This is a genomic window from Pseudomonas sp. 10S4 (assembly GCF_034344865.1).
Classification (GTDB): domain Bacteria; phylum Pseudomonadota; class Gammaproteobacteria; order Pseudomonadales; family Pseudomonadaceae; genus Aquipseudomonas.
This window is the reverse complement of record NZ_CP133774.1, coordinates 2986439-2998449: the sequence shown is the minus strand read 5'-3', so window position 1 is coordinate 2998449 and position 12011 is coordinate 2986439. Positions and strand designations below refer to the sequence as shown.

At 60.5% G+C, this 12011-nt stretch carries 10 protein-coding genes and 1 pseudogene; 5 read left to right on the top strand and 6 right to left on the bottom strand.

Going from position 1 to position 12011, the window contains the following annotated elements:
• Window positions 1-68: 68 nt before the first annotated feature.
• Window positions 69-1580 carry an efflux transporter outer membrane subunit gene (locus tag RHM58_RS13770; RefSeq protein WP_322270575.1) on the bottom strand — a complete coding sequence of 504 codons (1512 nt, stop codon included), beginning with the start codon at window positions 1578-1580 and terminating at the stop codon, window positions 69-71.
• Window positions 1581-1901: 321 nt separating this feature from the next.
• Here RHM58_RS13770 and RHM58_RS13760 point away from each other — a divergent pair, with 321 nt between their 5' ends.
• From RHM58_RS13760 to RHM58_RS13745, 4 genes are all read left to right on the top strand, one after another.
• Window positions 1902-2870: a LysR family transcriptional regulator gene (locus tag RHM58_RS13760; protein ID WP_201200738.1), complete on the top strand. Its 969-nt coding sequence runs from the start codon at window positions 1902-1904 to the stop codon at window positions 2868-2870.
• 332 nt (window positions 2871-3202) lie between these two features.
• Window positions 3203-3451, top strand: coding sequence for a DUF6124 family protein (locus RHM58_RS13755; RefSeq protein WP_322270574.1), 249 nt, complete (start codon window positions 3203-3205; stop codon window positions 3449-3451).
• Window positions 3452-3644: 193 nt separating this feature from the next.
• Complete coding sequence (locus tag RHM58_RS13750; protein ID WP_322270573.1) at window positions 3645-4619, top strand: 2-hydroxyacid dehydrogenase; 975 nt, start codon at window positions 3645-3647, stop codon at window positions 4617-4619.
• Between the two features lie 164 nt (window positions 4620-4783).
• Window positions 4784-5293, top strand: a complete 510-nt coding sequence (locus RHM58_RS13745) for a DUF2165 domain-containing protein (protein ID WP_322270572.1) — start codon at window positions 4784-4786, stop codon at window positions 5291-5293.
• 29 nt (window positions 5294-5322) lie between these two features.
• Here RHM58_RS13745 and RHM58_RS13740 read toward each other — a convergent pair whose 3' ends face one another.
• Window positions 5323-6225 (bottom strand): DMT family transporter, encoded by a 903-nt coding sequence (locus RHM58_RS13740; protein WP_201255861.1) that lies wholly within the window; start codon window positions 6223-6225, stop codon window positions 5323-5325.
• 369 nt (window positions 6226-6594) lie between these two features.
• Here RHM58_RS13740 and RHM58_RS13735 point away from each other — a divergent pair, with 369 nt between their 5' ends.
• The gene (locus RHM58_RS13735; RefSeq protein WP_322270571.1) at window positions 6595-7470 is read left to right on the top strand and encodes a helix-turn-helix transcriptional regulator; all 876 of its coding nucleotides are present in this window, start codon (window positions 6595-6597) and stop codon (window positions 7468-7470) included.
• Window positions 7471-7605: 135 nt separating this feature from the next.
• Here the strand turns inward: RHM58_RS13735 and RHM58_RS13730 are convergent, their stop codons facing one another.
• The 4 genes and pseudogenes from RHM58_RS13730 to RHM58_RS13715 form a co-directional block, all read right to left on the bottom strand.
• Window positions 7606-10035: a TonB-dependent siderophore receptor gene (locus tag RHM58_RS13730; protein ID WP_322270570.1), complete on the bottom strand. Its 2430-nt coding sequence runs from the start codon at window positions 10033-10035 to the stop codon at window positions 7606-7608.
• Between the two features lie 200 nt (window positions 10036-10235).
• The gene (locus RHM58_RS13725; RefSeq protein ID WP_322270569.1) at window positions 10236-11225 is read right to left on the bottom strand and encodes a FecR family protein; all 990 of its coding nucleotides are present in this window, start codon (window positions 11223-11225) and stop codon (window positions 10236-10238) included.
• Window positions 11222-11785, bottom strand: a complete 564-nt coding sequence (locus tag RHM58_RS13720; protein WP_322270568.1) for an RNA polymerase sigma factor — start codon at window positions 11783-11785, stop codon at window positions 11222-11224. Before RHM58_RS13720 ends, RHM58_RS13725 begins: the two co-directional genes overlap by 4 nt.
• 13 nt (window positions 11786-11798) lie before the next feature.
• Window positions 11799-11900 (bottom strand): annotated as a pseudogene (locus RHM58_RS13715) (DUF3649 domain-containing protein); the annotation flags it as partial.
• Window positions 11901-12011: the final 111 nt, after the last annotated feature.

Sequence of the window (12011 nt, the reverse complement as noted above, 5' to 3'; positions counted from 1 at the left end):
GGGGGCAAGCCCCCTCGCCACAGGCAAGCTCCCTCGCCACAGATGAGTGTGAGCCTGAAAATTTGTGTTCAATTTGTGAGGGGCTTCAGCAGCGCCGGGGTTTGCGGTGCGGCGGTCTGGCTGGCTGTCGGCACGTCGTTGCCGGCGCCTAATCCGCCGCCGAGCGCTGTTACCAACTCAGCATGAGCACTGAGTCGCGCCGCCTGAACCTGCTGCTGAACCTGCTGCTGCTTGAACAACAACGTCTGGGCATTCAGCACATTGAGGTAATCAGTGAGCCCACGCTGGTAGGCAATCATCGCGATGTCGTAAGTCTTCTGCGCCGTGGCCACCGACTCGGCGGCGAACACCTGCTGCTTGTCCATCGACTCACGGCGGATCAACTGATCGGAGATGTTCTTCAGCGCATTGACCAGCGTCTGGTTGTACTTGGCCACAGCGATGTCATACCCGGCCGAGGCTTCGCCCAGCTCCGAGCGCAAACGGCCGCCGTCGAAAATCGGCAGCGAGATCGCCGGGCCGACACTGTAGTTGAGCTTCTTGCCGGTCAAAAACTCCAGCGCCCCGCCGCCGGTGGCCATGTAGCCGAGGCTGCCGACCAGGTCAACGTTGGGGTAGAAACCGGCGTGCGCCACATCAATGCCTCGGGCCTGAGCCGCGACTTGCCAGCGACTGGCGACCACATCCGGGCGTTGGCCGAGCAATTGCGCGGGCAACGATGACGGCAATTTCAGCGCGGCGCCCAACGCCAGGGTCGGCCGCTGTAACTGCGCGCCCTCGCCCGGACCTTTGCCGGCGAGTGCGGCGAGTTGATTGCGGCTCAGGGCGATTTCTTCGTCCAGGGCATCGATCTGCCGATGGGTTTCCGGCAGCGGCGTTTCAGCCTGGCTGACTTCGAAATGGGTGCCGATCCCGCCGTTCAGGCGCTTTTGCGCCAGGTCGAGGATTTGCTGTTGCTGCTTCAACGTCGCGGCGACGATGTCCCGCTGCGCGTAATGCAGCGAGAGCTCGATGTAGGCGCGCACGATGTTGTTCTGCAATTCGAGCTGGGCCAGCCGCGCTTCGGCGGCCGTCATGTGTGCCATGTCCACGGCGCGTTCGGTGGCGTTGCTTTCGCGGCCCCAGAGGTCCAGGGCATAACTGAAACCCAGCGAGGCGTTGTTGTCCCAGGTGGTCGTATTCGCCAAATCGCCGGGGCCGTAGAACTGATCGGTCGCCCAGTTGTGGCGCTTGAGGGTCGCCTCGCCATTGATCTGCACCGACTCCGCGGCCTCAGCGATACCGGCCATGGACTTGGCCTGACGCACCCGGGCGGTAGCCATGGCCATGGTCGGGCTGCCTTGCACGGCGAGGTCGATCCAGCGATTCAGTTGCGGGTCGCCATAGGCCTGCCACCATTGCGCGGTGGGCCAGTGAGCGTCCTGTGCAGCGTTCTGGATGGCTTCGTCGGTGGCCAGTGAATCGGCCTCCAGCGCCTTGCCCTGTGGGGCAATACCTCCGGTACCGACGCAGCCGCTGATTGCCAGGGTTAAAGCCAAAACACTGAACGTCTTGAGCGCTCTGTTGATGCGACGCGGCACTGCTGCAAATTCCTGAGTGAGGGAGGCATGAGATTTTGGGGAACGGACACTGCCCCCTGTGGGAGCGGGCTTGCTCGCGAAGAGGCCCTGTCAGTCGACATCATTGTTGAATGACCCACCGCTTTCGCGAGCAAGCTCGCTCCCACAGGGTTTGTGCCGTACGCCAGTTCCTGCGGTGGCGCAATTCTATGGGGCGACCCGAACGGCGATAAGCTGGGATTCCTGTGAATCTTTGTTACCGTTAACGCGATAATCCCTTGGTCGGGGTCTCAGACCACGAAACTTCGTGTCACAATTTGCCATCGAACCCGAGAGCACCCCATGGACACTTTGCAAAACATGCGCGCCTTCAGTTACGTGGCCCAGGCCGGCAGCTTCACCGCCGCCGCCGTGCAGCTGGACACCACGACAGCCAATGTCTCGCGCGCGGTCTCCACCCTGGAAGCCCACCTGCAAACCCGTCTGCTCAACCGAACGACACGCCGCATCGCCCTGACCGAGGCCGGCAAGCGCTATCTATTGCGCTGCGAGCAGATCCTGGCCTACGTCGAAGAAGCCGAAGCCGAGGCCAGCGACGCCCACGCCCGCCCGGCCGGGCAGCTCAAAGTGCACACCATGACCGGCATCGGCCAGCACTTCGTGATCGACGCGATCGCCCGCTACCGCAAGACCCACCCGGACGTGACGTTCGACCTGACCATGGCCAACCGCGTGCCGGATTTGCTGGACGAGGGTTACGACGTGTCCATCGTGCTCGCCAGCGAACTGCCGGACTCGGGCTTCGTCTCCCAACGCTTGGGCATCACCTACAGCATCGTTTGCGCCTCGCCGGCCTATGTAAAAGCCAACGGCTGCGCGCACAAACCCAGCGACCTGCTCAACCACGCCTGCCTGCGCCTGGTCAGCCCGGTGATCCCGCTGGAGAAATGGACCTTCGACGGCCCCGAAGGCCAGGAAATGGTCACCATTAATAGCTCACCGTTTTTGGTCAACTCCGCCGATGCGATGAAAACCGCGATCACCAGCGGCATGGGCGTTGGCGTGTTGCCGGTGTACGCGGCGATTGAAGGGCTGCGCAATGGCACGCTGGTGCGGGTGATGCCGAACTACCGCTCGCAGGAACTGAACCTGTACGCGATCTACCCGTCGCGGCAGTACCTGGATGCGAAGATCAAGACCTGGGTCGAGTATTTGCGCGGGTCGTTGCCGGAGATATTGGCGGCGCATCAGGCGGAATTGGCGGCGTATGAATTGAGCGGGAGTTTGGGTGGGGTTCGGGTGGCGAATTGAGCTACAGACGGTCCTACAAATCTCGAATATTTGAGGACGTTTCCGACGCGTTTTGACGGTTGGTGTGTGGGACGGGAGATGGGTAGGCTTTGGGGGTCGCTGACGCATCAGTGACCGGGTCTGGAAAACCCGTATCAACGTTTGACCTCTGCACATGGCATACTGCGGCGCTTTTTTCTGCATGCAATGTTATGGCGGCTGTGCGCGGGAGACCTTCGGGTCTGCCGGGTTTTGTTGGGCGTTACCGGTTTTTCCAGTCCGCGCACGGCTGCCACCTTCGTCTGGAAAACAAAAGTGGCAGCTCCATTATGCCCGCATGGAGTAACGCCCTTATGTTCAAGCCAACACCGAATCCCCCTCACACCCCCAGCCACCTGTTCCAGGTTGCCCCCAACGCCACCACCGAAACCTTATTGGTCTACGCCTGCGAATCCCTCGCCTCGGCCAGCGTCATGGCCAGTGACCTCGCCGGATTTCTCGAAGGCACCCACCGCAACACCCTGCAGGGAATCCAGCAGATCATCATGCTGGGTGAACTGGTGGTGAATCGCGCACTGGACAACCTCGATCCACAAAACTGACCAAACATCCCCCTGTGGGAGCGGGCTTGCTCGCGAAGGCGGTGTGTCAGGCGATATTGATGTTGGATGACCGACCGCTTTCGCGAGCAAGCCCGCTCCCACAGTTGGATCGTGTACATCCGGGCACTCGCGCAAAACCAGGGAAGAATGTTAGCGTGCTTGGCATTCTCCAGACTCGCCGAGCCCCGCGACCATGAAAAAAACCGTCCTCGCCTTCAGCCGTGTCACCCCGGAAATGATCGAACGCCTGAAACAGGATTTCGACGTGATCGTGCCGAACCCAAAAAACGGTGACATCAACGCCCAGTTCAACGAAGCCCTGCCCCACGCCCACGGGCTGATCGGCGTCGGTCGCAAACTTGGCCGCGCGCAGCTGGAAAACGCCGCCAAACTGGAAGTGGTCTCCAGCGTCTCGGTCGGCTACGACAACTATGACGTCGCCTACTTCAACGAACGCGGGATCATGCTCACCAACACGCCCGACGTGCTCACCGAAAGCACCGCCGACCTGGCCTTCGCCTTGCTCATGAGCAGTGCCCGCCGCGTCGCCGAACTGGACGCCTGGACCAAGGCCGGCCAGTGGCAAGCGACCGTCGGCGCGCCATTGTTTGGCTGCGATGTGCACGGCAAAACGTTGGGCATCGTCGGCATGGGCAACATCGGCGCGGCCATCGCCCGTCGTGGTAGGTTGGGTTTCAACATGCCGATTATCTACAGCGGTAATAGCCGCAAGACTGAACTGGAACAGCAACTCGGCGCGCAGTTCCGCAGCCTCGACCAGTTGCTGGCCGAAGCCGATTTCATCTGCCTGGTGGTGCCGCTCAGCGAGAAAACCAAACACCTGATCAGCCACCGCGAACTGGCGTTGATGAAGCCGAGTGCAATCCTGGTGAACATCGCTCGCGGTCCGGTGGTGGATGAGCCCGCTCTGATCGAAGCGCTGCAGAACAACCAGATTCGCGGCGCAGGCCTCGATGTCTACGAGAAAGAACCGCTGGCCGAGTCGCCATTGTTCCAATTGAAAAACGCCGTGACGTTGCCGCACATCGGCTCTGCTACACACGAAACCCGCGAAGCCATGGCCAATCGTGCCTTGACCAATTTGCGCAGCGCCCTGCTGGGCGAACGACCGCAGGACCTGGTTAACCCGCAGGTCTGGAACGGCTAAAAAAACGGGCAGGTGTATAAACACCTGCCCGCTTTATTAACTTCCAACCTTTAAGTTCGATACACACCTTGAAATTCAGTCCACCACCAAAACCTCCATTCGCCCTATAAACTCCGCGCCATTGACTCGACTATCACGAGTTCAGGCTACGGAGAGCCCCTGCATTGAATGACCTGACCACAGACCAACTCATCAGAAACAGCAAAGTCATACTCATGGCATTTTTAAGTTTTTTCGGACTGTTGGTGATGTATAGCAACTTCATCGACTACAGCACCAACTATGAGTACGTCGGCCATATCCTGAGCATGGACACCACCCGGGAAAACACCAACATCAGCTACCGGGCGATTACTTCGCCGATGCTCCATCACCGTATTTACTGGATCATCATTACATTGGAAGTCATGTACACCACCTACTGCTTGATGGGCACCTACCAACTGTTTAAAAACAGACATGCAACCGCTGACGTTTTTCACGAATCCAAGAAGTTATCGATTGTCGGTTTATTGATTGCCATCTTCGTCTACTACGTGTGCCTGCAAGTTATCGGCGTTGAATGGTTCAACATGGACGAATCACAAGTCTGGAATGCCAAGGACTGGGCCCGGCATGTTGTCGACTTTATTCTTCCTTTATTGATTTACCTGACACTGAAGATCGAGCGCTAAGAACCTCGGCGCTCGATCTTTCTATCGCTTCAGGCCAGTTTGCCGTTGCCCTGCACCACCGGCGCCTTGGGCTTGCGAAACACCAGCACGTTACCCAGCATCACCAGCACCAACCCCATCAGCGCCGGCGCGGTCCATTGATAGCCTTCGGCATACGCCGAGACGTTCAGCGCCACCACCGGAAACAACACCGTGCAATACGCCGCGCGCTCCGGGCCCATGCGCCCGACCAGTGTCAGGTAAGCGGTGAAGCCGATCACCGAACCGGGGATCACCAGGTACATCAGCGAGCCGATGTAGCGCGCATTCCATTCAATGTCGAACGGAATACCTTTGACCAGGCACCACACCGACAGCATCGCCGCACCGTAAGCCATGCCCCAGGCGTTGGTGGTCAGGGGTTTGAGCCCGGCCTTCTGTTGCAGGCTCGACAGCATGTTGCCGGCCGAGAAACACAACGTGCCGCACAGGGCCAGGCCCAGGCCGAGCAGGGTTTGCGGGCTGGCGGTGTGGCCGGCCAGCTCTGGCCAGAACAGCAACCCCAGTCCGAACAAACCCAGTGCGCCGCCCATCAAAACATTACGAGCGATTTTCTGGCCGAAGAACACCCGCGCATTCAGGGCGTTCCACAACGTAGCCGTGGAAAACACCACGGCCACCAGACCGCTGGGGATCCATTGGCTGGCCGTCAGGAAACACATGAAGTTGACGCAGAACAGGCACAACCCTTGCGCCAGGCAGATCAAATGCCCGCGGCGGTTCATCACTTGCAGGCGCCGGCTGAGCAGCAACATCACGAACAACACCAGCGCGGCGAGGCCGAAGCGATAGACAATCGACACCGGAATCGCCACCACCCCCAGTTGCCATTTCAAGGCAATCCAGGTGGTGCCCCAGATCAGCACGGTCAACAAATACAACGACAGGTTCATGGTAAAACTCCTGGATGGGGCAACGCGGCGCGCTTTTGTGGCGAGCAATCTTTTGTGGCAAAGGCACGTTTGTGGCAAGAAGGGCTCTTGTGGCGAGCGAGCTTGCTCGCGCTGGGCAGCGAAGCGGCCCCAAAATCTCGATAACTATCGCCAATCTTGTGAGCGCTGCGCACTCAAGCGGGAGCAAGCTCCCTCGCCACAAAAGCTCACTTGTCACAAATACTGTGCTCGCCAGCACTGCCTGATTAGGGATCCAGTGTGCTGCGCCCTGGGTGAACGCACTTGCATAAACTTGCGCTTTTGTCGGCCGACAGGCTGGCAGGCCAAGGTCTACGGAGTAGGATGCAAGGCGTTGGAGAGAAAACGATCATGCCCGCACTGGAAACGCTGCAAGTCTTTCAAGCCCTCAACCGCTCGCCCAATGCTCGCCTCGAGCACAGTGCCGAGCTCGGTGACGGCATGGCTGCAGCCTTGTGGAGCAACCATCACGACGCCCAGGACTACGAAGCGCCGACTCACCACACCCTCTCTTGCTACATCGCCGGCGGCACCGGGACCTTTCGCCGTGACCAGCCCGGCAACAAGGGTGGCCCGGACAAACTGTGCATCCTGCCGGCCGAGCACCAGTCCGGCTGGGTGATCAACGGCGACATTCGCCTGGCCCACCTGTATTTCAGCCCCGAACAATTCGCCCTCGGCTGCGTCACGCTGCTGGACCGCGAACCGCGTGAGCTGCAATTGCGCGAAGCGACCTTTCTCGACGACCCACAACAAGCCCGGCGCTTTCGGCAGATGCTCACGCTCAATTGGGATGAACCCGGCGAGCGCGTGCTCACCAGCAGTCTGGCCCACGAAATGCTCAGCCATGCGCTGCTCAATCAGGTCGGCATGCGACAGGGTTTGCGATTGAAGGGCGGACTGGCCGCGCATCAGCGGCGGCAGTTGGTGGAGTTCATCGACAGTCAGTTGGCCGAAGCGATCAGCCTGGGGCAGTTGGCGGGGTTGTGTGCGCTGTCGGAATATCACTTTGCGCGGATGTTCCGGGAGAGCTTTGGCTTACCGCCCCATCAGTATGTGTTGGCACGACGCATGAGCCGGGCGCGGGAATTATTGCGTTCAACATCGCAGCCGTTGGGGGAAATTGCATTGGCCTGTGGGTTTGCCAGTGCGAGTCATTTCACCAATCGGTTTCGGCAGGTGTTGGGTGGAACGCCTGGCGAATATCGCCAGGCGTTTTTGCGGTAATCCCGAAGATTGCTGGTGGCTTTGAGGCCGTCTTCGCGAGCAGGCTCGCTCCCACAGGTGACCGCGTTCGTCCACGCGAATGCGATCAAATGTGGGAGCGGGCTTGCTCGCGAAGAACGATGACGCGGTCTACTGTCAGAACTCCAGAGTGCTGGAGAGCGACACCTGCCGCGAATCGCCCATGGACACAAAGAACCGGCTCGCCGCCGAGGTGTAGTAGGTGCGGTCAAACAGGTTCTTCACGTTGAGTTGAAACTTGACCTTCTGCCCTTCGACTTTGGTGTCGTAGGTAGCGAAGGCATCGGCCACGGTGTAGCCCGGCAGGTCGAAATCGTTGACCGCGTTACCCGCCCGCTCACCGACATAACGCGCTCCGGCGCCGACCCGCAGTTGATCGCCGCCAACGATGGTGCCGAAGTCGTAGACCGCCGACAGCGAGCCGGTGTTCTTGGCGACGTTTTGCAGTCTCTTGCCCTTGTAGTCCGGGTCTTCGGTGACTTCGGCATCGGTGTAGGCGTAGCTGCCGATCATGCTCCAGCGGTCGCTGAGCTGACCGGTCAGGTCCACTTCCAGCCCCCGGGAACGTACTTCGCCGGCGGCGCTGTAAATGGTCGTCGGGCCTTCGGAGTTGGCGATCAGTACGTTGCGTTTCTTGATGTCGAACAGCGCGACGTTACCGGTGATGCGCCCCGGCATGTCGAGCTTGGCGCCGATTTCCCAGGACTTGGCTTCTTCCGGCGCAACGCTGCCGTCGAGCACGACGCTGCTGCCGCTCAACGGTGCGATGGTCGAGTTGGGCTTGAACGATTCGGTGTAGCTGCCGTAGAACGACAGTTCATCGGTGTAGCGATAGACCAGACCGGCGCGCGGCACAAATTTCTGGCCGTTGCTGTCGGTGTTGGCGTGGAACGGCACGCCTTTGCCGGCGTACTGGTCGTATTCCTGGAAGCGCCCGCCGGCCACCAGGATCCACTGGTCGGTGAGGTGAATCGAGTCCTGCATGAAGATCGAATCGCTGCGCAGCAAATCGGTCTGGGCGCTGTCGGCCGGGCTGACGGTGGTGCCGGCGACTTCGCGGCCGTAGACCGGGTTGACGTAGCTGAAGGTGCTCAGGCTTTTCTGGCGGATCAGGTCTTCGCGGTAGATCTTGCGGTACTCGTCGTCGACGCCGAACACCAGGTCGTGCTGCATGCCCAGCACGTTCACTTTGCCTTCGAGGCTGGCGGTGGTGAAACGGTCGGTGCTAATGGCGTTCTGCGTGCCGTCCATGCTGCGGGTCAGCGTGCCATTCTTGGTGTCGATGGCGGTGATGCGCACCTGGCTGGCGTCGTAGGTTTCGCGGTTCCAGCTGTAGCCAAAGTGGGCCTTCCAGTTGTCGTTGAGCTCGTGATCGGCCTCGAAGTGGTAAAGGTCCGAACGTCCTTCCATGTTGTTGAACGGCTCGTCGAGACGCTCATTGCGCGAGATGTCCAACGGGTGGTTGGTGCGTGGATCGATCACGGTGCCACGGTCGAACGGGGTCAAAAACTCACGGTGTTCGTAGGAGAACAACAGCTTGGTGCTTTCGCCGAACCAGGCCAGGGACGGCGCCACCAGGGTTTCGCGGCGGGTGCCGAAGTTGCGCCAGTAGTCTTCGTCCTCGTGGTCCAGAACCATGCGGTAGGCCAACCCGGAATCACCGAGTGCGCCGGTACTGTCGAGGCCTCCGCCACTGCCGTTCTTGCCGTCGCCGTAGCTCGAACCGCGCAGGGTCAGCGCGTTGTATGGGGTCAGTTCCGGTTTTTTGCTGACCATATTGACCACGCCGCCCGGGTCCTGGATGCCGTAGAGCAAGGACGCCGGGCCCTTGAGCACTTCGACCCGGTCGACAGTGGCGTTCATGCCGCGACCCTGCACGATCGGCATGCTGTCGCGCATGATCGAGCCGTTGCGGTTATCGCCGAAGCCGCGGGTCATCACCGAATCCTGAGTGCTGGCCAGGGTGTTGCCCTGGGTGATGCCGCTGACGTTGGCCAAGGCGTCATCGAGATTGCGCGGGGCCTGGTCGCGAATGACCTGGGCCGGGATCACGTTGATGGTCTGCGGGATTTCTTGAATCAATGCCGAGCTGCGCATCACGTTGCTGGTCGGCGGTGGCTGGTAGCTCTGGGTTTCGTCCATCGCCGAGGTGATGGTGGTCGCGCCGAGGTTCAGGGTGCCGGCAGTGGGGATGGGCTCCAGCGCCAGGGTGTGCGCGTCGGTGCGACGGAAGGTGAAGCCCGAGCCACTGAGCAAACGCTGCATCGCCTGTTCGGCGCTCATCTGCCCGCTGATTGCCGGGGCATTGAGGCCGTAGGGCGCTTCGTCGGTATAGACCACGCTGGTGCCGGTGATGCGGCTGAAGTCGCTCAGGGCCTGGGGCAGCGGTTTGGCGGCCATGGCAAAGTTGAACGGCGTTTGCTGTTGCGTGCTGCTGGCTTCAGCGGCCAATGCCACGCTGAGCGGCAGCAGCGCCAATGCCGAAAAACTCAGTGCAGATGCGCCGAACCACTGTTTGACCGAACCCGATTTTGCCCTGGACTTCATTGCTAGTGACCTGTGTAGAACCGCTACGGAATGCGAATGACTCGCAGTTTCAGTCACTACACGGATCTGGGTTGGGTTTACCTCACTAATATTTTGAAAATATTTTTAGAAAATCAAAAAATCGCAGCCTTCGGCAGCTCCTACAGGGGAATGCGTACTCATGTAGGAGCTGCCGAAGGCTGCGATCTTTTGACTTTGCTTCACCGCAAAATAATCAAATGCCCCATCACGCTGTGCTGCTCAAACCCCAACACCCCTTGCAACGAATTCAACACCGCTTGTGGGTCCTTGCTCGGAAAACTCCCGCTGACCCGCCGCGCCGCCAGTTCATCGTTGAGCAGCAGAATCCGCCCCGGGTAGTAGCGCCGCAGGTCTTGCACCACATCCGCCAGGCTCGCCTTGTAGTAATTGAGCCAGCCCTGGCGCCAAGCCAGTTGCGCCTCGCTGTCCACGGCATGCAGTTTTTCCGCCGAGCCCTCGCCATATGCCACTTGCTGGCCGGCGGTGAGAATTTGCTGCTCGGCATTGCGGTCCGCCATCACGCCAACCCGCCCGGACAACACCGTCACCTGCGCGCCACGGGGTTGCAGGCGTACTTCAAACTGCGTGCCCAGCACCCGCGCCTGACCTTTTTCGGCCTCGACCACAAACGGCTCGCCGGTATGGGTCACGCTGAAAAAACCGGCGCCTCGACGCAACTGCACGTGCCGCTCGCCACGGCTGAAATCCACGGCAATCGCGCTGTCGGCATCGAGGGTGACTTGGGATTGATCGGCCAGGGTGACGGTGCGAATTTGCCCCGGTGCCGAAACATAATCCGCGCCCAGATCATCAGCCCAACGCAACGGCTGCCAACCCGCACCGAGGCCAACCATCAGCAACAGGCACGCAGCCATCACCAACGCACCGGACCAACGTCGCACGCTGGTGCGCCGCGAACGGTTCATCGCATTGAGGTAACCCTGTAGGGCAAACGCCTGTTCGTCGGCCAAGGTCCGCGCCGGCACTTCACTCAATTCCCACACCACTTGCGCCTGGGCATACGCCTCGGCGTGGGCGGGATCGGCCTGTAGCCAATGACTGAAGGTGAGCTGATCGCCACTGCTGGGCTGATCGTGCAGCAAACTCAGCCAGGCGAAAGCGGCCTGTTCCTGGGCGGGCGTCGGGATGACGCGTTCGGCGTAGTTCACGGTGCTTTCCTTGGCGTGCGCGGTTCGGGCTCTCGCAGGCTGGCCTTGCAGGCGTCGAGGGCGCGCATCATATGTTTTTCCACGGCGCTTTGGGACAAGCCCATGGCCCTGGCGATTTCGGCGTACTTGCGACCGTGAATGCGGTTGAGCAGGAAAATCTGCCGCGTACGCTCGGGCAATGCTCGCAGGGCCGCTTCGACGTGGCGCAAATCGTTGCCCGCCTCCAGCGCAGCTTGCGGTTCACTGCCCTGGCTGTCCGGTTCGTCCGGCATCCAGCCTTCGTTGACCCGAACCCGCGCGCCTTCGCTGCGCAAGTGGTCGATGGCGATGTTGCCGGCGCAACGCAGCAGATAGGTGCTGAGTTCTTCGACCTGCACCAGTGGCCGCCGCCAGAACCGCAGGAACAAATCCTGCACCAGGTCCGCCGCCGTCGCCCGGCAGCCGACACGACGATTCACCAACGCTTCCATCTGCGAACGCTGGGACAGGAATACCTGAAGAAAATGTGCGCGGGCACCACGGTGTTCATCGTCATGGGATTCCGGAGGATGGGCGATCATCCGCTCAGCCCTGCGCAACAGCAGCGGCAACGTAACCGCCCGGCACGGCAGCCAGCACCCACGAAGTGACCGCCAGCCTGCAGGAAACGGGGAGCGTGCTGATTTTGCCTTTCATGTTTCGACCTTGAAACCGGGTGAGGTCCAGTGAACGTCACGGAACCGACAAGGTCGCAATACTAATGATAAAAATTCTCATACGCAAAGGTGCCCGGTGAGATCGCCTTCG